This window comes from Streptomyces altiplanensis, assembly GCF_053591575.1.
The window spans coordinates 90,302-112,598 of sequence record NZ_JBSFUB010000016.1; the positions used below are offsets into that span (position 1 = coordinate 90,302).

A 22,297-nucleotide genomic window follows, 5' to 3' on the forward strand; every position below is an offset into this window, starting at 1 on the left:
CAATTGCCCGATGAATCTATGCCTTCTCAGGCGTCGCTGTCCGCCGATGTCAAGGACGAACGGCTGGAGATGCGCGGCATCGTCTCGTTGGGGGAGCGGCGCAGCAGCTTGATGGTGCGGCCCTCGACCCACGCGTTCCACGCCTTGAGGTAGTAGAGCAGATGCTCGCGTGAGTCGTCGCGGCGTCGGTGCGCGTTGCCCAGGGCCAGGTTGAGCATGGTGTTGCGCAGCGTCAGACGCGGGTCGCCCGGCTCAAGGCGGGCACCGGTGACGACCCCCGCCTCCCAGGATGACTGGTCGATATCGGGCCGTGCCTCGCTGGTGACGTACCAGCCGATCGTCGCGGCCGTGACGGTGATACGGCACCCCCGGTTCAGCGCGATGCCGTGGTGCAGGGCGTCGCGGACACCGGGGTGTTCACCGAGCAGGTTCAGGAGCTGGTCGTTGCTCGTGACCGACGATCCGCCGCTCCAAGCGGAGTTGGGGGCATTGCGGTACAGGTGCAGTCCGCGCAGGGCTGCCGCCAGGTGGGTCGCGTTGGTCTCGCCCGCGAGGGCCAGCGCGTCCCGGCCGGTGCGCTTACGGCCCGTGTCCATCACGGTGAACGCGGTGCGCGGCACACCGTGCGTGACGGTCAGCGGCACGGTGACTCCGGCCTTGACGATGGCGGCCAGGCGGTGCTGTCCGTCGATGAGAACGTCATCCTCGTCGAAGGCGATGCCCTGGTGCGTCAGCTGCCATTCTCCGCGCTGGATCTGACCGGCCAACTGCTGCACTGTGCTCTTGCTGAGCGGCCGGTTGCTGGTGTTGCGGGTGAGCCACTGCGCCGCCAATTGGGGTGACACGTCGACCACTTGCATGTGCATGGCACTTTGCCCTTCCCTGAGGTGTCGTCCGTGACAGCCTGTCGTTACTTGTGAACTAAGTCAACGGCTATGCCGGAAGAGTGTCGGACTCGAAGGCGCTGTCCAAGTCGGTCGGTGCCGTCCATGGCCACCCGCTGAGGGTGATCTGCGCGGGTGGGAGTCATGGGGGGATGCGTGTCCGGGTTGCTGGTACGCTCGCCATGTGTGCTCAGTTCACATGCGAGTTCGTGCGTCGGGGGGCGCTCTGTGATCGGGCTCGTGGTGGTCGGGGCTGGATGACCGGACGGGCCACCGGATGGCCCTCAGGAGCAGTGGTGGGGTGGGCGTGTGAGTCAGGAAGAGCGCGGGCTGAGTGAAGGTCCGCGGCCGGTCGGTTCTGTCTACCAGTACGACGACGGCCTGTATGTGCGGGTGGATGACGTCGTGCCTTACCTGCTGGCAGACGCCGACGACAGTCACGGGTACCGGCAGGGTGACGACCTGGTGCGCTGCACCCTGTACCTGAGCAACGGTACCGGGGGGCCGTTCGACGTCGGCGGTGTCACCCTGTTGGTGCGGGGAGGGCCGTACGGCAAGACGGGCCGTCAGGTGCAGGACTACCGTAGTGACGTGCTCGACGACGAGCTCGAGGGCACCCTGCGTACGGGGCGCAGGGTCTCCGTCACGTGGGCCTACAGCATTCCGGCCGGCACCGCCGGTGACCTGGACATCGAGGTCCGTTTCCCGGCGCGCGACCGGGGGAGCGTCACGTTCAGCACGGCGCCGGCCGCAGCTGCGGTGGTCGGCGAGCGCCCCATGCCGGTGGCGTTCGACCAGTCCGTACTGTTCGGTGAGCGGCAGCAGTCGCTGTTCGCGGAGCCGGACGAGGCCCCGGAGCCCGTGACCGGGGCCGGGCACGCGGTCGCGGGTGGACGGCGGGCGACCGCGCCGGCCGCACTCGACGTCGTCCCGGCACAGCCGACCGGCCCCGGGCGTCAGGCCGCCCGGTCACTGGTCCCGGAGGTCTCCGCCGGTGATCTGGATGCCGCTCGCGTCCGCCAGATCTTCCGGTTCCTCGCAGAGGCCGAGGAGTCGAAGACCCGCCCCGTGCGCACGCTCGACGGGGCGGCCGGCACCGTGTGGTTCGACGAGTTGCCGGGCGACGACGGCGTCGAGGTGATGATCGACGGCGCTCTCGCGGGGGACGACCCGGCCTGGCTGACCGTCGCCCGCCCCGAACGCGAGGACGCGCCACACCCCAAGGCTCTGCTCGCGCCCTGGGTGGACGAGACCCGTATCCGTGACTTCAAGGAGCCTCGCGCCCCGCACCTGCGCCGGCATATCGAACCCGAGTTCCCCGACTGGTCGCGGGGCATCCCGCTCGACAAGACCTACCACGAGCTGGACGAACACCCCCAGCGCGAGAAGATCGAGAAGCTGTACGCCGCCTGGGAGCAGGAATGGCTCGCCTGGGCGGAACGGCGCCGCGCGATCGACCCCGTGGTCAGGCTGTACGACCGGCTGCACAAGATGCACGAGGACGCCGCGGGACTCGGTGAGGCGTACGAACTCGTGCTGGGGCTGGGCCGGCTCACCTGGCAGACGACCGCCGGGCAGCGGGTGGAACGGCACCTCATCACGCACCGAGCCACCATTCAGCTCGACCCGTCCACCGGCACGCTCACCGCCGCACCCGACCCCACCGGCGCGGGCCTGGAACTCGAAGAAGGCATGCTCGAAGGGGCCCAGCACGTGCCGGGCGCCGTACGCGAGACGATCGTCGAGGTGCTGGAAGGCGCCTCCGACGTGACCGACCCCGAACACCTCGACGCCGTACACACCGCCCTGCGCAGCTGGGTCAACGCCGCCCACAGCGCCGGAAGTTATGCGCCGGCCGTCGAGCGAGCCAAGCCGCGCAGCCTCGACATCCCGCAGGTGGGACTCACCCCCGCACTCGTCCTGCGTGAGCGCAGCCGCCGCTCCACCATGGACGCTCTCAAGGCCATCGCGCGGCAGGTCGACGCAGGTACGCCGCCCACCGCACTGCTCGGCTACATCGCGGGCCGGGACGGCGCGCTGACCGCGGCGGACCTCGCGGTGGCGGAGGACGACGGAACGCCGCGAGGCGGCGACGAGATGTACTTCGCGCTGCCCGCCAACGAGGAGCAGCGCACGATCGCCGAACGCCTGCGCGCCAACCGGCTCGTCGTGGTCCAGGGACCGCCCGGCACCGGCAAGACGCACACCATCGCCAACCTGGTCACCGACCTGCTCGCCCAGGGCAAGCGAGTCCTCATCACCAGCCACACGCCGCGCGCCCTGCGCGTGCTGCGGGACAAGCTGCCGGAGTCGGTGCGCGACCTGTGCGTGAGCCGCACCGAGGACGGCGCAGCCGCCCAGCGGGAGCTGGAGGCGTCCGTGCAGCGGATCCTCGGTGAGTACGCGGGCTACGACGAGAAGGCATCCAGCAAGGGGATCCGTACCCTCCAGGCGCGCCTCGCCCAGGCCCGTGCCGCTCAGCAGGCCATGCTGCGCGACCTCGCCGTACTGCGCGAACAGGAGACCCACCGCTTCGAGGCGGAGATCGGCGACTACTCCGGCAGCCTGCAGGAGATCGCCGAACGCCTCACCGCAGAGGCGGAACGGTACGACTGGCTGGGCCCGGTCCCGCAGGAACAACCCGCCCTGAGCGCCGACGAAGTCCTGCGCCTGCTGCACACCACCCGTGCGTACACCCCGCACCACCAGGCGCTTGCGGCCGAGGTGCCCGGCCCCTCCGAACTGCCGGGCCCCGGCGACTTCGAGGAGGCCGTGCGCATCGTACGGTCGGCCGAGGAAGCACACACGGCCGCGCGCCAGGACCCGTTGTGCGCGCAGTACGACACGGCCGTGAGGAGCCTCGGCGAGGGGGAACAGCAGAGGCTGTCCTCGGCGCTCGACGCCTTCTCCACCACCCGTGCCCGCGCCGCGGCTCTCGCCGCCGCGGCCGGTGACTGGGCCGCAGCGCTCCTGAGGCAGGTGACCGAGGGGCAGGACTGGCAGGCACGCAGCCGGCGGGCCGCCGTCACCGAGACCCTGGCGGCCGTCGACAGCTCGCTCGCCATCCTGGGCACGGCCATGGTCAGCGGCCTGGAGCAGTACGGCCCGGCCACGGCGCTCGCGCAGGTCACCGCACTGCACGACGGTCTCGGTCAGGGACAGAAGCTGCGCGGCCCCCTCGGCATGCGCTCCAAGCTGGCGAAGACGGCCGGCGCGTTCGTGGAGAACGTACGGGTCGACGGCCGGGCGCCGGAGGACGTCCCGACGTCGGCCGTCGTCCTCGCCCGCGTCCAGCTCGAACTGCGCCTGGCCCAGGTGGAGTCCGAGTGGGGCACGCCCGTCGCCGCCTGGCAGGGACACGGACCGCGCCTCGCTCGGCTGCGGCAGGACGCGGAGGTGCTGGACGCACTGCTCGCCGTCGTAGGCGCCCGCACTGACGTCCTGACCGCCGCGGCCACCTCACCGGCACTCGCGGTCGCCACCTGGCACGACCCGTCCGTCGAGAACGCCGTACGCACCCTGCTGCGTGCGTCGACCACCCTGCGCGCGGCCGAACAGTCGCGCAAGGTCATCGCGGACACCGAGGAGCTGCTGCGCGCTTGGGGCGACCGGGCCGGTGTGTCGCCGGCCGTCGTGCGCGCACTCGGCACGGTCCGCGACCGTGACCCCGACGGCTACCGCGCGTTCAGCGACGAGATGGCCGAGGTGCGCGAGGCGGCCCGGCTGCGGGCCGAACAGGACACGGCCCGCGCTCGTGTCCGCGAGGCGTTCCCGGCCCTCGCCGAGCGGATCACCGCCACACACGAGGACAGCGCCTGGGACGCCCGGCTGCCCTCGCTCGCCGAGGCCTGGGCCTGGTCCGCTTGGCGCGACCGCATGGAGGGGCTGACCGACCCAGAGGCCGAGCGAACCCTGCGCCGACGGCTGACGGAGGCTGACGACGAGGCCCGCATCATGCTCGCGCGGCTCGCCGCCGCCCGCGCCTGGCACCGCTGCCTCGGCCTGCTCACCGGCGACCAGTCCCGGGCACTCAGCGCCTACCAGCAGGCCGCACGCCGCATCAAGGGCAAGTACCAGCACCGCTATCGGCGCGACGCACAGGCCGCCCTGCGCAAGGCGCAGACGGCGGTGCCAGCCTGGATCATGCCTCTGCACCAGGTCGCCGAGACCGTACCCATGGACCGGCCGGGTCTGTTCGACGTCGTCATCGTCGACGAGGCCAGCCAGTCCGGTCTGGAGGCCATGCTGCTGAGCTGGCTCGCCGACCGGATGGTCGTCGTCGGCGACAGCAAGCAGGTCAGTCCGTCCAACGTCGGCCTCAAGCAGGACGAGTACTTCCACCTCAGGGATCGACTGCTCACCGCGCTGGAACCGGACGTCCGCAGCCTGTTCGGCCCCGAGTCCAGCTTCTTCGACCTCACGGAAGCGCTCTCGGCGGGCCGCGGCACGCTCATGCTCAAGGAGCACTTCCGGTGCATGCCGGAGATCATCTCCTTCTCCAACGACCTCTGCTACAACCGTGATCTGCTGCCCCTGAGGCAGTACGGCGCGGACCGGCTGCCCCCGGTCCGCACGGTGTACGTCGAGAACGGCGAAGCCGTCGGTACCAATACCCGGCTGACCAACGTCGCCGAGGCCGAGGCCCTTGTCGACGCGATCGTGCGCTGTTGTGCCGACCCCGCCTACGACGGGAAGACCATGGGCGTCATCAGCCTCCGCGCGAGCAAGGGGCACCTGGCGGAACTGGAGAACCTGCTCGCCGAGCGCCTCGACTACGAGCAGCGCGAGGAGAGGCGCATCCGGGTCGGGGACGCCGAGGACTTCCAGGGCGACGAGCGGCACATCATGTTCATCTCGTTCGTCAACTCCGCGACCACGGCTGCCGGAGCGGTCCCGGGCGGTTTCAACGGCAAGACCTACGAGCAGCGCATCAACGTGGCGGCCTCACGTGCCCAGGATCAGGTGTGGGTGTTCCACAGCGCGCGGGTCGAACAGTTCCACGAGAACGATCTGCGCCGGCGGTGGCTGGACCAGCTCACCCGTCCCGCGGAGGAGGACGTCGTCGCGGTCGAGGGTGAGGTCCTGCCCGACGTCCGGCACGAGGCGTTCGACAGCCTGTTCCAGCAGCAGGTGTACCTGGAACTGACGGCACGGGGTCACCGGGTCCGTCCGGGATACATGGTGGGCCGCCACACGATCGACCTGGTCGTGGAGGGAGGGACGCGGCGGCTGGCGGTCGCCTGCGACGGTGACACCTTCGCCGAGGGGGAGGACGCCTCCACCGCGGCCGCCAGACAGCGCGACCTGGAACGCGTCGACTGGACGTTCGTCCGGATCCGGGGCAGTCGCTTCCACCTCGACCGCGAGCAGGCGCTGGCCCCGCTGTGGTCCGAGCTGAAGCGGCTGGGAATCGAACCGGTCGTGCGGGAGCCGGAGCACTCCGGTGCCGCCGCCGGCGCCGCGACCGGCGGAGAGACAGCGGCCCGCGGTGACGCGGCGACTGACGGTGACGCGGCCGAGGCGGAGCACGTGGCCGAGGCCGGTCGCCTTGCCGGCGTGGGTCACGCGGCCGGTGACGACGTGGTGTCCGAGCCGCAGGGCGCATCGGGCCATGAGGCGGGGAGCCGGGACACGGCGCGGGCGCAAGCGCCGACCGGAACGGCGTTCCCTCTCGGAGCGGTACCCGAGTCCAGGGCCACGGACCCGCGCGAGTCCCTTCGTGATCAGCCCCGAGGGGCGACGCCTGCTCCAACGCGGTCGCGTGCCTCGACCGCTGACAGCGGGGCCGCTCCCACACGCACGGCTGGGGCGATGGTGCCTGATGCAGCGCGTGCCGTACGGCCGACGGGCCCGGCCCGATCGGTGGGGCGCGTCGTACCGCCCGCGGGCTCGACGCCGTCGGCCAAGGCCGCCCCGACCGCGCCGAGTGCTGCGCCGGTGCGGGAGATCCCCGCCCCGGCCTTCCAGCGGCTGGTGCGCGAGGCGCAGCAGTTGCAGGCGGCAGTCGACGCTCCTCCTGAGACCCCCGAAGGAGCGGAAGCGGCCCAGCTCGTCTTCCTCAGGAAGACCCAGGCCGAGCAGCGCGACCGGCGCACCAGGCGCCTCGCCTTCCTGCGAACCTTCCTCGACGCCGTCAGCGTTGGACGGGAAGGGGCTGTCCCCGACGTCGTGATCCCGGGTGCGCTGCTTCGCCTGGAGTTCGACGGTCAGGTGGACGAGGACACCCTGTACACGATTGCCGAACTGCCCACCGAGGAGGCGGACATCGTCTCTCCGTCTTCTCCTCTCGGCCACGCGCTGACGTGGCAGCCGACAGGACGCGAGATCTCGTACGACGCGTCCCAGGGCAAGACGCGTACGGTCGTGGTGCGGGAGATCCGCGTCTGACCGCGGCCACGGCGCCTTGAGAAAATGGGCCCTGTCCCGCGGACCCACCCTTCAGTCCGCGGGACAGGGCCCGGTGCGGCTCAGCCGGTGACCGGGTCCAGCATGCGGCTCCGCTCGCCGCTCCAGGAGATCGCCAGCGCGTCGCGCGCCCGAGTACAGGCCACGAAGAGCAGACAGTGCTCGGCCAGAAGATCCGAACGGTGCTGCACTGCGTCCTCGTCGGCCGGCGTCACCTGCGGAGCGAACGGCAGCACTTTGGACGTCACGCCGACGACGGCCACACAACGGAACTCCAGCCCCTTCATGGCGTGCATCGTCGCCACGCGCACACCCGACACCGTCGGCCCCGGGTCGTCCTTGACCGCGACGGCGGGAACGCCCTCCCGGCGCAGGCGGGCGATGACCGCGTCGACCAGTGTGTTGAACCGGGCGCATACCGCCACTTCGGACGGCTTCACACCGTCCTGGTCGACCCACGTGCGGATCTGCTCCACCAGCGCGCGCAGTTCGTCGTCCTGGTTGCCATGGCCGCGAGCCACCGGAACGCGGCCGTGCAGCTCGGAACGGTAGCCCCGCAGCGAGTCCTGGCCGCCGTCGGCCTCGTCGTCCTCACCGAGTCGGCCCACCGGCTGGCCATCCAGGAGGGAGGCGGACCAGCGCAGAATCTCCTCCGTGCTGCGGTAGTTGAGGCGCAGCCGGGACGTTCGTCCGCGCACGTTGACGCCCAGGGACCGCAGCGAGACCCGGGAGTCGTAGATGCGCTGATGGGGATCGCCGACGAGGAACAGGTCGTCGGCCTGCTCGGCGACGCAGGCTCGTAGCACCCGCCACTGGGCCGGGTGCAGGTCCTGTGCCTCGTCCACCACAACGTGACGGTAGCTCGGCTCCTGCTCGGCCAGAATCCGGGCGGCCTGGTCGCACACCATGGTGTACGTCGCGGAGTCGCGCGAGGCCAGATCCCCCGTGAACCGCTCCATGACCCGCCACAGCCGGGCCCGTTGCACCCGCCCCACCTGGGTACCACGCCCCCTGCGCACACATCTCAGGTACTCCTCAGGCGTCCGCAGCCCCTGAGCCAGTACGACGTTGCGGAACTCCTGGGACAGGAAGCGCTCCGACCAGGGAAGGTCCTCGCGTGCGGCGGCACGGGTCCACGCGCTCTTCTCCGCTGCCGCCGACAGCGGTTTCGGCGAGCTGCCCCTGGTTTCCCGGATGACCCTGGCGGCCAGCGAGTCCACCGTCGTGACGTCGACACGGTCGAGCAGATGGGCGTCGGCATCCCCGAGCAGGAGGGCCAGACTGTCCCGCAGGGCGGCCGCCATGGCGTTGGTGAAGGTGGTGAGCAGGATTCGGTCGCCTCCGCCTCCGGTGCGCAGCAGGTGGCGTACCCGGTGCAGGGCGACGACCGTCTTGCCGGTGCCAGGGCCGCCCGTCACCTGAGCCGGTCCGTTGAAGCCCGGGTGGTAGGCGTGCCGGCGCTGGGCGGGGTGCAGGAAGACGCGCCAGCGAACGAAGTCCTCGGTGAGGATCCGCTCCAGCTCATCGGGGCCGGTGACCTCCACGATGCGGTTGGGCGTGTTGAGGATCGCCTCGCTGAGCGTGACGGCCGGCCGGTCCTCCGCCGTGCGCACCGTCTGCCCGCGTGGGGCGATCAGCTGCTCCCAGACGTCCTGGGGCGAGCAGTCGGCCGCCAGGTACTCCAATACCTCGTACTGATCAGCAGGCATCATGGGGGGCGCCATGACCGTCAGATCGTCGGCGGTGACGCACACGCGCGCCAGTCGCAGGACCTGCTCGTCGATGCCGAGGTCACGCAGCACGGTGTCGGAGTGGTGCGCGAAGAGCCGGGCCGGGGTCTGGACCGCCTTCGTCTCGAAGTAGGTCTCCATCTGCTCGAGTGCCTCGACATTGCGAACCTCCAGGCCTCCGGTGGCACCGTTGACCGAATAGGCACGTTTGCAGGCCCAGTTGATCGCCTCGTCGTGGGGTGCCACCCGGAGGAGAGTGAACAACTCGCTGCCGTCGTCCGGGGCGAGGAGAACGCCCCGGTAGAACCTGGTGACTCGGATCGTACGGATCCGGGGGTCGCGCGCCCGCTCGAGCTTCTCCAGATGGATTCCCTTGCTGGCGTGGAGCTGAGGCACGGTCAGGCTCCGGAACATCTGGATCGTGTCGTTGACTTCCTTTTGGACAGGTCTCTGCAGGGAGATCAGATCCGCGACGAAGTCGTCGGAGAGGGCGAGACGGGGCATGGGAGTCCTCGGGTCGCGGACGGGTGGTGGGCGCATGGTGGGCGGGCACCAGCCTAGAGACTGACAGGATGACGAGCGACGGACCCCCCGTATTCGTTGTGTGAACTGAGTCAACGAGTCTATATTTCTCGTGCTGTCACACCACCGGTGCACATCCGTGCTCCAACGGCCCTGTCCGAAAGGACCCACCGCATGCCGGCCCAGCCTGCCCAGGCCGCTGTTCCGCATCCGCTCGACGAAGTTCCCCAGACTTTCCGCACCGGGGACTCCTACGCGGTGCGCGACGCACTCGTGCACTACATCCGCCGGGATCTGCTGGGCCCCTGGGACGGTGAGACGGAAACGCTGCCGAGCGCCTCCTCCGGTCCCCGTGACCGGTACCTGGTCGGCATGCTCGGCCCGCGTCCCCAGGCCGTCACCACGGACCGGATCGCCCGAGCGGCCGCCCAGGGCGCGGACGGGGAGTCGGGTGACGAGCAGGAAGGTGACGACAGCGACCTGCAGGACCGGCTGAGCCCTCAGGCCGCCGGACACATCTGGGCATCCTCCATGGGACTGTCCTTCACCGCTCCGGCCTCCGTCGGTACGCTCAGCGCCACCGTCCGCTGGGGCCGCTACAGCCAGTCGGACGAGGCCACCGGGCGGGGGACGACGCGCAGGGTCTGGTCACGTGAGCCGGTCGAGCGTCTGGTGGACATCGACGTGACCGACGGGGCCGACCGTACGGTCCAACTCGACGGCGGCACCGTCGTCCTCGACGTGCAGGTGCGCCGGCACACCGGCCGCACGGGCGCCGAAGACCTGCGCATAGTGGAGCTGGCCCTGGTGAACCGGCAGCCGGACAGCGCGGACGCACGCGACGCGCACTGGCTCTTCCAGACCGAGATCGACGTCACCGCCTTTCCCGACGACCAGGCGGCCGTCTTCCTGCCGGTCGACGACCCCCTCGATCCGGCGAGCCACGACAACGCGCCCGAGGACGCCGAGGAGCGGCGACTGCGCCTGCTCTATCGGGACAGCCTCAGCCACGCCAAAGGCCGCAACGTCGCCGTTCACGCGCACGTCCGCGACAGAGAGCGCAACGCGCACCGCCTGACCACCGTCTGGCTTCCCGAGTACGATGTCAGGGCGACCACCGCGCCGGCACTCGAGGATCAGGACCTCCTCCAGGGGCTGGAGCTGGGCATGGACGAGCTGGCGGCGCTCGCCGTGCCCAACCGCCGGGCCGAACTCAGCGCCGCTCTCGCCCCGTTGGCCGACGGGTACGGTGCGTGGCTGGAGCAGCAGCGCCGCAGTGCCGTCTCACTCCCCGAGGACCTGCGAGAAGCAGCCGAGACCGCGATCGAGCAGGCGCTCGATGTCTGTGACCGCATCACCCTCGGCATAGACCGGCTCGTGGCCGACGAGATGGCCCTGCAGGCTTTCCGGTTCGCCAACCGGGCCATGGCCCTGCAGCGTCGCAACACGGCCATCGCGGTCGCCCGCGCCGGCCGCGAGAACGAGTCCCGGTCCTATCGGGAGGCCTACGACGAGGTACATGGCAAGGGCAAGGCAGCAGCCATCTGGCGTCCCTTCCAGCTCGCCTTCGTCCTGCTGAACATCGACTCCCTCACCCAGCCCGGACACCCGCACCGTGGTACCGGCCGTGAAGCCCTCGTCGATCTGCTGTTCTTCCCGACCGGTGGTGGCAAGACCGAGGCATATCTCGGGCTCGCCGCCTACACCTTCGCACTGAGGCGCCTCCAGGGCACCATGGGCTCGGGTACGGAAGCCCGAAGCGGTGAGGCGGGCGTGGGCGTTCTCATGCGCTACACCCTGCGGCTGCTGACCGCTCAGCAGTTCCAGCGCGCCGCCGCCCTGGTGAGTGCCTGCGAAGTCCTGCGCCGCGAGGAGTTCGCGCGGGACCGGCGCTGGGGCCCCACCCCCTTCCGGATCGGGCTCTGGGTGGGTACCTCCGTCTCACCGAACTGGTTCGACGAGGCCAAGGAACAGATCGCCGAAGCCAAGGAGAACGCCAGCGACAAACACGCCCGGGTCCTGCAAGTCCTCACCTGCCCCTGGTGCGGCAGCGGGCTGACCGCCCGCTCGAACATGGAGTACGACGAAGGCCGCCGCAGAGTCCTGCTGTACTGTCCTCGCGGCGAGGGGGAGGACCGCTGTCCCTTCTCCCGTCGTGAAGCGCTCGGTGAGGGCATCCCCGTGCTCACCGTCGACGAGGAGATCTACCGGCTGGCACCCTCGCTGCTGATCGCGACGGTCGACAAGTTCGCCCAGCTCCCCTGGAACGGCTACTCCGGCCTCCTGTTCGGCAGGGTCACCGAGCTGTGCCCACGCCACGGCTACCGCCATGACGACCTGGACGCCAAGACCGGTTGCGGTGGCCGCCACAACGCCAGGGGCGACCTGCCGGGTGTCACCGCCCAGCCCGTCACCCGCCTGCGGCCTCCGGACCTGATCATCCAGGACGAGCTTCACCTGATCTCCGGAGCGCTCGGCACCACCGTGGGCCTCTTCGAGGCGGCTGTCGACCAGTTGTGCACGTGGAGCTTCACCGACGTGCACGGAGGACGTCACGAAGTTGGCCCCAAGATCGTCGCCTCCACCGCGACCACCAAGCGGGCCGCCGACCAGGTGCGCGGTGTCTTCGGCCGCAAGGTCGCCGTCTTCCCTCCCCAGGTGCTGGACGTCGGCGACACCTTCTTCTCCCGGCAGGTGGAACTGAGCCGGGAGAATCCCGGCCGCCGCTACCTCGGTGTCTGTGCGCACGGCACCCGTCTCAAGGCCGCCGAGATCCGTGTCGCGGAGATCCTGCTGCTCGCGGCGCAGCAGCTCTTCGACGACCACGGCAGGCCGGCGGACCCGTACATGACCCTCGTCGGCTACTTCAATGCGACCCGCGAACTCGCCGGCATGCGGCGGTACATGGACGACGACATCACCACCCGGGTGCGATCCAACGGCAGCCGCAAAGGCCAGGACACGCTGTCGGACCGTATTGTCAGCAGAGCGGGAATGCTCAGCATCCAGGAACTGACCTCACGCATCTCCTCGTCGGACATCGGTGCGGCCCTGAAGCGGCTGGAGATCGAGTTCGACCCCGAGCGGGACACCTCGGAGCGCAGGCGGGCCTTCCTGCGTGAGTACGCCGCCGCCATGAAAGACAAGCGTGAACCCCGCGCGTCCATGACACCGACCGTGCGACAGGCCGTCGACGTCGTCCTGGCCACCTCCATGCTGCAGGTCGGTGTCGACGTCTCCCGCTTCGGCCTGATGCTCGTCGTGGGCCAGCCCAAGAACACCGCCGAATACATTCAGGCGTCTTCGCGGGTCGGCCGCGACGCCGCCCGCCCGGGCCTGGTGGTGACCCTCTACAACTGGTCACGCCCCCGCGACCTCGCCCACTACGAGGACTTCGAGCACTATCACGCGACGTTCTACCGCCAGGTGGAAGCTCTGTCCGTCACCCCGTACACGCGCCGTGCGCTCGATCGCGGTGTCGCCGCCACCTATGTCGCCGCGCTGCGCCACGCGACCTACGAATCCTCCCGCAACCTCGACGCCCACCACGTCAATCTCGACGGACCGCTCGCCCAGGACGTCGAACGGCGGCTCCTCGACCGCGCGGAACGAGTGGGAGGCGACCGGGCCCGCGAATACCTCGGCGAACGGCTGGACCGGCTCAAGGACGAATGGCGACGCAAGCGCGACGAGAGCAGTTCGGCCCTCGCCTACCGTAAGGAAAAGCACAAGACGACCGTCGTGAACGGCCTGCTGCGGCGGGCGGACGGATCCCGGTGGACCGAGCTGACCGTCGGCATGTCGATGCGAGAGACGGAGAACGAGATCAACCTGCTCCTCCCCGGCGGCGGCGCCTTCCTGGAAGAACCCTCGGGCGACGGACCCGACTGGACGTTCGGCGCCTCCGGGACCGAATCCGACACCGACGCGGACACCGCGAGCACCGTGGACAGCGACGAGTACGGGCCCGTCACGGCCGGCACGGTCAGGAAGGCACAACGATGAGCAGCCAGGGCAGCAACCGCAGGGTCGGCGCCGTACGGCCCAGCCACCTCATGTTCACCGCCGGGGTCGGCGCTCTCGTCGACCTGCCCAACTTCTCCGTCCTGATCCGGGGAATCGACTCCTGGAGCCACTCCGGTGTCACCGACTACGACATCGACGAACCTCGGCTGCGCGCCGCCGTCAACCGGTCGCTCCAGCGCTATGGACGCGGCCAGGTCGAGCAGTTGCGTGCCGCGCCCTGGCTGGAGGGCGCCGACACGGACCCGAAGGGCTGGGCGGCACAAGGGGTTGGAGTGCCTGTCACGCCGTTCCCGCAGTGGCTGCGCTGCACGGCGTGCAATGTGCTGGCCGCGATCGACTCGGGCGAGTTCGCCTTCGTCAACGCCAATCCACGGACACCGCACGAGGCGAAGTTCGTCCACGACTGCAAGCGGGGCAAGCCGCTGGCCGTTGCGGCCCGTTTCACCCTTGTGTGCACCGCCGGCCATCTCGACGAGTTCCCCTACACCACATACGTGCACCGAGGGCAGGCCTGCGGCAGGACACCGCGCCCGAAGCTCCGGATGAAGGACCATGGCGGGAACCAGGCCGCCAACGTCACCATCGAATGCGTCGCCTGCGGCGTGAAGCGCAACATCCGGGAAGCCATGGGCGAACGAGGCCGACGCAATCTGCCCCGGTGCCGTGGACGGCATCCGCATCTCGGTATCTACGAGACGAACGGCTGCGCCCAGGAGCCGATCCTGATGGTGGCGGGTGCGTCCAACCAGTGGTTCCCGCTCACCCTCAGCGCCCTCGCACTACCCAAGGCACAGGGCGGAGACATCGGCAAGCTCCTGGACGACCACTGGCCCGATCTCGAACTGATCGAGGACCGGGGGCAGTTCGACTTCATGGCGCGCATGCCCAAGTTCGCCTTCCTCAAGGACTTCGACGCCGACGCAGTGGTCGCGGCGATCACGGCACGCAAGCAGGGAGCCACCGGACCGGCCCCCTCCGCCCCCGATGTCCAGGCCGACCTCTTCGAACCCGAATGGGAAGCGCTATCCGGTGCCGTTCCCATCCCCAGCGACGATTTCGCACTCCGGCAGATGCCTGTGCCGGCCCGTCTGAACGAGTTCTTCGCCGACATCAGGCAGGTCGAGCGGCTGCGTGAGGCACGGGCACTGATCGGGTTCACCAGGCTCGACGCGCCCGACCCCGAATCACCGGAGATCGCCACGCGCGTCGACCTGTCCCGCGGGACCCGGAACTGGGTACCCGCCAGTGAGGTGCGCGGCGAGGGTGTCTTCCTGCGCGTACGGGACGGTCTGATGGCCGAGTGGACCGCACGTATGGAGAAGTCGCCGCAGATGGAGGCGCACAGACAGGCGTACGCACGGTTCCGCGCCAATCGGAAGTCGGACCGCAAGACCAGTGACTTCGACCCCTACTACGGCTGGCCCGGAGCGCGGTACATCGCCCTGCACACCCTCTCCCACCTGCTGATCCGCACCATCGCCCTGGAGTGCGGCTACAACTCCGCCTCGCTTGCCGAGCGGATCTACGCGGGGAACGAACAGAATCCGAGGACGGGCATCCTCATCTACACCGCCGTCCCGGACTCCGAGGGCACCTTGGGTGGTCTGGTGTCCCTGGCCGAGGAGCGGGAGTTCGACCGGATCGTGCGCCGGGCCCTGACCGGTGCTCGCCACTGCTCGGCCGACCCGCTCTGCGCCGAGCGCCTGCCGCAGGACCCGGCCGACTTCCTCCACGGAGCCGCGTGCCATGTCTGTCTGTTCGTGTCGGAGACCACATGCGAACGCGGAAACCGGTTCCTGGACCGTCGATTCCTCGTTCCGCTGACCGGGGACAAGGAGCCGGTGCTGACACCCGTCGGTCTGCTGCCGTGAGCCGACCCGCGTTCGAAGAAGCTGCCGAGGCCGTCATCGCGGCCCTCGGTCTCTCACGCAGCAAGGACCTTGCCGGCCTGCTCGCCCAGGGACGCACCAGGGAAAGGATACTGACCGAACTGGCGTCACCTGGAGTCAGCGAGGCTGTCGCAGCGTTGCACGACGCCATGGAGTCGGAGTCGGTGCCTGTCTCCGAGGCTGCTGCCTATGTGCGTGGTTATGTCGCTGCCCTACGGCAGGCCAGGGATACGGTCCGGGTACGCACCGTATGGAGCGGCCCTTCGACACCGGGCGTACCGGTGCGTGCCACAGCCCAGGTGCTGGTCGAGGTCATCAACGAGGCGCAGCACGAACTGCTGGCAATGACGTACGCGGCTCGTCCGTATCCCGCCCTGACAAAGGCCCTGACAGAGGCTGCGGACAGGGGCGTCAAGACGCACATCGTGGTCGAAACCCTGGCCGGCGCAGGTGGCCTGCTTTCGGGAAGGGAACCGGCCGAAGCGTTCGCGTCCGTGCCCGGCCTGCTGCTGTGGGTCTGGGCGCGGGGCCCGGCCGAACAAGGCCGTTCGCGCCAGCACGCCAAGCTGGCGGTCGCCGACCGTCGCACCCTCTTGCTCGGCAGCGCCAACCTGACCGAGTCTGCTGCTCGGAGCAACATCGAGGCGGGTGTGCTGGTGACCGGCGGTGAAGCACCGCGTCGTACGGCAGAACACATCGTCGAATTGCAGCGCCTCGGCATACTCAGACCTTTCCCGCCACGCCGAGCTCCTGGCTGACCACGGAACCGTGTTCGCGGCCTGCGCGAAGGCCCCCTAGGTGTATTGCCCTGAGAGGCTGGGGCGCGGCTGGCGGGTGGTCGGTCTTTGAGCGCGGTGTGCCCGCGGAGACCTGAAGCGTTCGGCTGCCCGCCGTAGGGGCCAGTTGTCCTCCACCACGCAACGGGCCGAGCGCAGACGGCCGGTCTCGGTCAGCGGTGCGTTACGGCGAGGCATGAGGGCCTTTCTGGTCGCCAGTGCAGATCTCGCAATCCACACCGAGCCAGAAGGCCCTCGCCCATTTCAAGACCACACGCTAGTGATCGCTGTCACCAACCTCCAAGGACAACCCGAACCGTCAGGTCCGGCTGAGCTTCCCTGGTCAGGTGCGGCGGCCGGCCGGGCGGCTCAGAACACCGGCAGGGCCGTCAGGGAGTGCGAGTCGTGGAAGAAGACGCGGTTGCCGCCGACCGCGAGGCCCCAGCGGCTTCCCTCGCCCTCCTTGTACACCATGCGGGGGTAGCCCGTCGCCAGGTCGAGGCCGCTCACCTGCGGCGAGAGCTCGTCCGTGTCGACGGTCCAGACGCCGGAGCCCTGGGTCCGCAGGGGGCCGTTGCCGCTGCCCATTCTCCAGACGTCCTTGCCCGTCCCCGGGTCCAGGCGCTTGGGCCAGTTGTCATGGGCGGCGAAGAGCATGCCGGGGTAGGCCGTCGGGCTGCGCCAGGGCTGAGGGGTGCCGAGATAGTCCTCGCCGGCGGGGACCGACCACCGTTCCTTCCCGTCGCCGATGTCCAGCGCGGCCAGCGTCCGGCCGCCCAGGTAGACGACGCCGTCCTGGTGCGCGGGGCGCAGGACCTCGTCCGACTGCTCGGGACGGTCCCAGACCTTGCTGCCGTCGGTGGTGTCGACGGCGAGGACATCGCCCTCGGCCGTGCAGAGGACCAGGCGGCCGGCGGCCGCGATGCCCAGCGGGTGCACCTTCGTACGGAGGTTCACGGTGACCGGGACCGTCCAGCGGATCTTCGCGTCGGAGCGGCCGACGCAGCGCAGACGGCCGTCCCGGGTGGCGACGTACACCGCCTCGTCGTCCTCCGCCAGGAGCGTGCGCGCCTCGGCGGGGGCGGTCCACTTGGGGGCGCCGGTGGAGGGTACGTACGTCCGTAGCGTGCCCTTGGCGTCGACCAGGGCGACGAGGCGGTCGGACAGGGAGAGGCAGCGGCCCGACGGGACGGCGGCCGGGGCCCGCCAGCGCTGCTTGCCGGTGACCATGTCGAAGGCCGCCACTCCGCCCGCCTTCGCCCCGATGACGACCACGTCGCCCACGGGCAGGGGCGCGGGTGTGTCCGCCGCGACGACCGGCAGGGGGCCCCACAGGGGCTTCGGGGCTTCGCCGACGATGTACTCGCCCTTGTCCGGGTCGAGCGGCTCCGCCTCCTCGACCCGCACGGCCGGAGGGATGTCGAAGGGGTCCGACGACTCCTTGCCGTCGGTGCCGGTGCCCGCTTCGGAGCTGTCCCGCAGCCACCACCACGCCCCCGCGCCGCCACCCGCCACGAGGACCGTGCCGCCCGCCGCGAGAGTGGTCAGCGCGCGGCGGCGGGAGACCGGGCGGGGCCCGTCGACCGTGGTGGTCGCGCGCTGGACATCCGTCTCGCGCGTCTTGATGCCGGCCGCCAGCGGGCCGCTCCGCCAGACACGGTCCGCGCCCTTCGGCGGAGTGAAAGCCGCCGCTATCTGTCCGGGGGTCGGGCGCAGGTCCGCGTCCTTCGCCAGGCAGGGGCCGATCAGGGGCCGGAGTTCCGCGGGGACCTGGCTCAAGTCCGGTTCTCCGTGGACGACTTCGTACTGCACGGCCGCCACATGGGTTGCGTCGAAGGCGCGGCGGCCGCTCGCCGCGTACACGAGGACGGCGCCGAGCGAGAAGACGTCGGCGGCCGGGCCGACGCGTCGGCCGAGGACCTGTTCCGGGGCGCCGTAGCCGGGCGTGACGGGGGTCTGGCCGGTGGTGGTGAGGGTCAGGCCGTGCTGGGGGCGGGCGATGCCGAAGTCGATGATGCGCGGGCCCGACGACGTCAGCACGATGTTCGGGGGCTTGAGGTCGCGGTGGATCAGACCGGCGGTGTGGATGTCGTAGAGCGTACGGGAGAGCGCGTCGGCCAGGGCGCGTACCGTCGGGCCGTCCATCGGGCCGTACGCGCCGATGGCCTCGTCGAGCGTCGGACCGGCCAGGAACTCGGTGGCGATCCACGGGCGCCCGCCCTCCGTCTGCGCGCCCAGCACCCGCGCCACGCCTCTGCTGGTGACGGCCTTCGCCATCTCGGCCTCGCGTACGAACCGCTGCGCGAGGTGCTGGTCGTGGGCGAGTTCGGGGCGCAGCACCTTCACGGCGGCGGGGCGTCCGGTGCGGTCCTGTCCCAGGTAGACCTTGCCCATGCCGCCTTCGCCGAGTACGCCGAGGAGGCGGTACGGGCCGAGGCGGATCGGGTCACCGGTACTGAGGGGCTTCATGGCTGCGCTTTCCAGGGGGCTTGTCGGACGTGACGGACGTGACGAAGGTGTCGGATGTGACGAGGGGCGGCCTGCTGCCGGGGCCGCCACGGGCCGGCCGCTCCCGGGGGCACGGGCCGGCTACTCCAGGGGGTACGCCGAGATCAGCGGGCCACCGAGGGCGAAGACGACCCGGGCGCGCTCATGGGCGATGAAGCGGGTCCCGGAGGTCTTGTAGGTGGCGGTCGTCGTATGCGTGGAGACGTCGATCCGCCGGAGGCCCGAAGGCCCCTTGCTGTACACGTACTTCCTGCCCGCTACCGGGGGGTCGGTGAGGTCCGCCCGCGCGCCCTCCCCGCCCTTCTCCTCCCAGCGCACCCGCCCGTCGGCCGCACCGACGGCGACGAGTCCCCGCCCGTCCTGCACGGCGTACACCACACCGTCCTTGAGGGACGGCGGCCCGAAGGAGGCGTCCGGGCGGCTCCTGGCGAGGGTCCAGGCCTCCTTGCCGTCGGCCAGACGCAGGGCGCGCAGCGGGCCGAAGCCCAGATAGACGTGCCGGTCGTCCACGGTCAGCAGGTTCCGGACCAGGTCGGGCTCGGCGTCGGTCGCGGGGGCGGACCACAGGGGCCCTCCGGTACGGGAGTCGTGCACCGCGAGCCGCACCTTCCCGGCGGCCGTCTCCTGGAGGAGCACCAGCCGGCTGCCGACGACCCGGCCCGCGAGGAAGTGCGGGCTGTCGGTCTCCTCCTTGCGGGGCGGGAGGGGGCGGCGCCAGCGCTCGGCGCCCGACCGCATGTCGACGGCCACCAGGTACCAGGACTGGCCGTCCTGGTAGCCACCGCGCTCGTACCCGCCCGTGCCGCCGACCAGATACAGCATGCCGTCGGCGCAGCAGACCAACTGGCCCTCCTTGTGCAGGACGTTGAAGTCCGGGAAGGTCTGCCGGGGCCTGGCCGTCTTGCCGGTGGCCGCGTCGACCGAGTCGACGACCAGGGGTTTGACCTGTCCCTCGACGCCGAAGAACTCGTGGTCGGGGATGCGGAAGATCTGCTTGCCGTCCGTGGTGACGCGCCACGCGTCCTCGACGTCGCCGCTCGTCCAGGCGCCCTTCCCGGTCTTGGGGTCGACGGCGGCCAGCCCCGTGCCGATCGTCAGCAGGACGTGGTCGCCCAGGACGACCGGGAAGGGATCGGCCGCCGGGTAGACGCGGAGGGTGAGGTCGTCCACCGGGGGGACCTGGACCTGCCAGAGGTAGTCGCTCAGCGGCTTCTCCGAGGTGGTGGGGGAGGCGGAGGTACTGCTCCTGGCCGGTCCCGGCCCGCCCCCCGTCCTGCCTCCCGGGTCCTTCGGGCCGAGCCACGCCCACGCGCCCGCCCCCGCCGCCGCGACGCCGAGGACCGAACTCCCGCCCACCGTCAGGAGTCTGCGGCGGGTGAGGGCCGGGGCGCCGGAGGCCGGGACCCGGGTGGTCCCCTCCGGTGCGGGGAGCCGGTAGGGCTGGTACTGCCAGACCTCCGTCGCCCTGCGCGCGATGTCCGCGAGCAGGAGGTCCGGCAGGTGGTCCGCGAACTCGCCGTGGCCGTCGTGGAGTCCGGCGGCGAGCTGGGCCGTGGTGGGGCGCTGGGCGGGGTCCTTGGAGAGGCAGCGGACGAGCAGGGGGAGGAGCGGGGGCGGTACGTCCGCCAGGTCCGGCTCCGCGTACCGGACGCGGTAGAGCAGGTCCGCGGCCTGGCCGGTGCCGAAGGGGCCGCGGCCCGTGGCGGCGAAGGCCAGCACGCCCGCGAGGGCGAACACGTCGCCCGCCGGGGTGTGTTCCTGGCCCGTGGCCTGTTCCGGGGACATGAAGGCGGGGGTGCCCGTCGCCGCTCCCGTACGCGTGAGGCGTTCGTCGCCGGCCGCCTGGGCGATGCCGAAGTCGATGATTTTGGGGCCGTAGGCCGTGACCATCACATTGGACGGCTTCAGGTCGCGGTGGACGACGTCCGAGGCGTGGAGTTGCGACAGGGCCCCGGCCAGGGCCGCGCCCAGCGCGCGGACCGAGGGCTCGGGCAGGGGGCCGCAGAGGGTGACCGCGTCGTCGAGGGGCGGGCCCAGGACGTACTCGGTGGCCAGCCACGGGGTTTCGGCGAGCGGGTCGGCGTCGACGACCGTCGCTCCGTGGTGGCCGCCGATGATGCGGGCCGCGTCTGTCTCCAGGCGGAAGCGGGTGCGGGAGGCCGGGTCCGACGCGATGCCGGCGTGCATCGTCTTCAGCGCGACCGTGCGGCCGCCGGCGGAGCGGGCCAGGTAGACCGTGCCCATGCCGCCGCTGCCCAGGCGGGCCGTCAGGCGGTATCCGGCGATCCGGGCGGGGTCGTCGTGGGTGAGGGGGGACAGCATCGGTCAGGACGTCCTGGGGGGCAGTGGGATGCGGAGTTCGGCGGCGAGCACTTTCGCGGACTGGTGGGCCACCGCCGCCACCACCCGGCCCGGCAGCCAGCCGGGTGTGAGGAGCGACGCGGCGGAGCCGGGCACCGTCGGGGCGGGGGCGGACGAGGGCGGGGAGAGGGAGTGCAGGACCTCGGCGGCGGTGGGGCGTTCCGCCGGGTCGCGCGTCAGGCAGTGCGCGATCAAGGAGCGCAGGGATTCGGGGAGTTCGGTACGGTCCGGGACCGTGTGTCCCGTCGCGGCGTACGCCAGGACCGCGCCCAGTGCGTAGAGGTCGCCCGGCGGGCGCGGGCGGCCGCCCGATGCCTGTTCCGGGGCCAGGCTGCCCGGCTCCAGGCCCGGGAGACCGGTGCGCCGGTCGCCGTCCGGGGCCGCCGCGCGGGCCGCGCCGAAACAGGTCAGGCGCGGGCCGTCCCCGGCGAGGAGCACGGCCGCGGGGGACAGGCCGGCATGGGTGATGCCCGTGGCGTGTGCGCCCGCGAGCGTTTCGGCCAGGGCCGCGCCCAGAGCTCGTACGGTGCGCTCGGGCAGGCGGCCGCCGTGGACTGCCAGAGCCACCGGGAGCGGCAGCGCGGGGAGGTACGGCGAGGCGTACCAGGGGGCCGCGGACGGGGGCGAGAGTTCGGAGACGGGGGAGACCCAGGGGCCCAGCAGGCGGCGGGCCGCGTCGGCTTCGACGAGGAAGCGTCCGGGGTCGGCCGTTTCGAGGGGGGAGCTGATCAGTACCGTACGGTCGCCGTCCGCGCTGCGCGCGACGAACCGGCGCTGGGGCACGGGCGGTGTGCCGGGGCCGGTCGGATCGAGGCGGGTGATCAGGTGGTACGGGCCGATCCGGCGCGGGGTGTCCACGCGCGGTCGTTCTGTGTGTGCTCGTTCCACCTGTGGATCCCCCGGGCCGGTCTGAAGTATCAGGAGCCTACTCATGCGGCCGGTCCCGCCCGGAGGGTGGTCGGCCCGGCTTCCCCGGGGGAGGGTGTGTCCGGCGGGACCACGGGGCGGGTCCTCGGCCGCACCAGGAAACGGCCGCACCAGGAAACGGCACGGACCAGGAAACGGCACGCACCTGCACGGGCCCGGCTTCCGTGGACCGTACGGAAGCCGGGCCACTGGCAGGGCCTTTCCACCCGAGCGACCGAAGCCGAGGGACACCCAGGGCATGCAGGGCACTGTCGACGGATTCAGCCACG

At 71.0% G+C, this 22,297-nt stretch carries 9 protein-coding genes and 1 pseudogene; 4 read left to right on the plus strand and 6 right to left on the minus strand.

Annotation, left to right across the window (positions count from 1 at the left end):
- Positions 1-26 precede the first annotated feature (26 nt).
- Complete coding sequence (locus ACWD0Y_RS10990) at positions 27-866, minus strand: hypothetical protein (protein ID WP_450260063.1); 840 nt, start codon at positions 864-866, stop codon at positions 27-29.
- Between the two features lie 327 nt (positions 867-1,193).
- Between ACWD0Y_RS10990 and ACWD0Y_RS10995 the strand changes: the two genes are divergently transcribed.
- Positions 1,194-7,271 carry an AAA domain-containing protein gene (locus ACWD0Y_RS10995; RefSeq protein ID WP_450260064.1) on the plus strand — a complete coding sequence of 2,026 codons (6,078 nt, stop codon included), beginning with the start codon at positions 1,194-1,196 and terminating at the stop codon, positions 7,269-7,271.
- A gap of 80 nt (positions 7,272-7,351) precedes the next feature.
- Here ACWD0Y_RS10995 and ACWD0Y_RS11000 read toward each other — a convergent pair whose 3' ends face one another.
- Positions 7,352-9,523, minus strand: coding sequence for a UvrD-helicase domain-containing protein (locus tag ACWD0Y_RS11000; RefSeq protein ID WP_450260065.1), 2,172 nt, complete (start codon positions 9,521-9,523; stop codon positions 7,352-7,354).
- A 192-nt stretch (positions 9,524-9,715) separates the two neighbouring features.
- On the opposite strand from ACWD0Y_RS11000, the gene drmA reads away from it, so the two are divergent.
- The 3 genes from drmA to drmC are packed head-to-tail and all read left to right on the plus strand — an operon-like array spanning position 9,716 to position 16,214.
- Positions 9,716-13,546: a DISARM system helicase DrmA gene (gene drmA / locus ACWD0Y_RS11005; RefSeq protein WP_450260066.1), complete on the plus strand. Its 3,831-nt coding sequence runs from the start codon at positions 9,716-9,718 to the stop codon at positions 13,544-13,546.
- Entirely contained in the window at positions 13,543-15,438 is a 1,896-nt protein-coding gene (gene drmB / locus ACWD0Y_RS11010; RefSeq protein WP_450260067.1) for a DrmB family protein, read from the plus strand. Before drmA ends, drmB begins: the two co-directional genes overlap by 4 nt.
- Complete coding sequence (drmC, locus tag ACWD0Y_RS11015) at positions 15,435-16,214, plus strand: DISARM system phospholipase D-like protein DrmC (RefSeq protein ID WP_450260068.1); 780 nt, start codon at positions 15,435-15,437, stop codon at positions 16,212-16,214. The genes drmB and drmC overlap by 4 nt, the downstream gene beginning before the upstream one ends.
- A gap of 111 nt (positions 16,215-16,325) precedes the next feature.
- Here the strand turns inward: drmC and ACWD0Y_RS11020 are convergent.
- The 4 genes and pseudogenes from ACWD0Y_RS11020 to ACWD0Y_RS11035 all read right to left on the minus strand — a co-directional run.
- Positions 16,326-16,430 (minus strand): annotated as a pseudogene (locus tag ACWD0Y_RS11020) (IS481 family transposase); the annotation flags it as partial.
- Between the two features lie 171 nt (positions 16,431-16,601).
- A complete protein-coding gene (locus tag ACWD0Y_RS11025) occupies positions 16,602-18,701 on the minus strand; it encodes a protein kinase domain-containing protein (protein ID WP_450260069.1) in 2,100 nt (699 codons plus the stop codon).
- 120 nt (positions 18,702-18,821) lie between these two features.
- Entirely contained in the window at positions 18,822-21,062 is a 2,241-nt protein-coding gene (locus tag ACWD0Y_RS11030; protein ID WP_450260070.1) for a protein kinase domain-containing protein, read from the minus strand.
- A gap of 3 nt (positions 21,063-21,065) precedes the next feature.
- Entirely contained in the window at positions 21,066-21,959 is an 894-nt protein-coding gene (locus ACWD0Y_RS11035; RefSeq protein ID WP_450260071.1) for a serine/threonine protein kinase, read from the minus strand.
- Between the last annotated feature and the right edge of the window lie 338 nt (positions 21,960-22,297).

Coding starts and splice junctions, on each gene's coding strand:
- ACWD0Y_RS11030 (WP_450260070.1), bottom strand. CDS start 21,062: ATGCTGTCCCCCCTCACCCACGACGACCCCGCCCGGATCGCCGGATAC.
- ACWD0Y_RS11025 (WP_450260069.1), bottom strand. CDS start 18,701: ATGAAGCCCCTCAGTACCGGTGACCCGATCCGCCTCGGCCCGTACCGC.
- ACWD0Y_RS11000 (WP_450260065.1), bottom strand. CDS start 9,523: ATGCCCCGTCTCGCCCTCTCCGACGACTTCGTCGCGGATCTGATCTCC.
- drmA (WP_450260066.1), top strand. CDS start 9,716: ATGCCGGCCCAGCCTGCCCAGGCCGCTGTTCCGCATCCGCTCGACGAA.
- drmB (WP_450260067.1), top strand. CDS start 13,543: ATGAGCAGCCAGGGCAGCAACCGCAGGGTCGGCGCCGTACGGCCCAGC.
- ACWD0Y_RS10990 (WP_450260063.1), bottom strand. CDS start 866: ATGCACATGCAAGTGGTCGACGTGTCACCCCAATTGGCGGCGCAGTGG.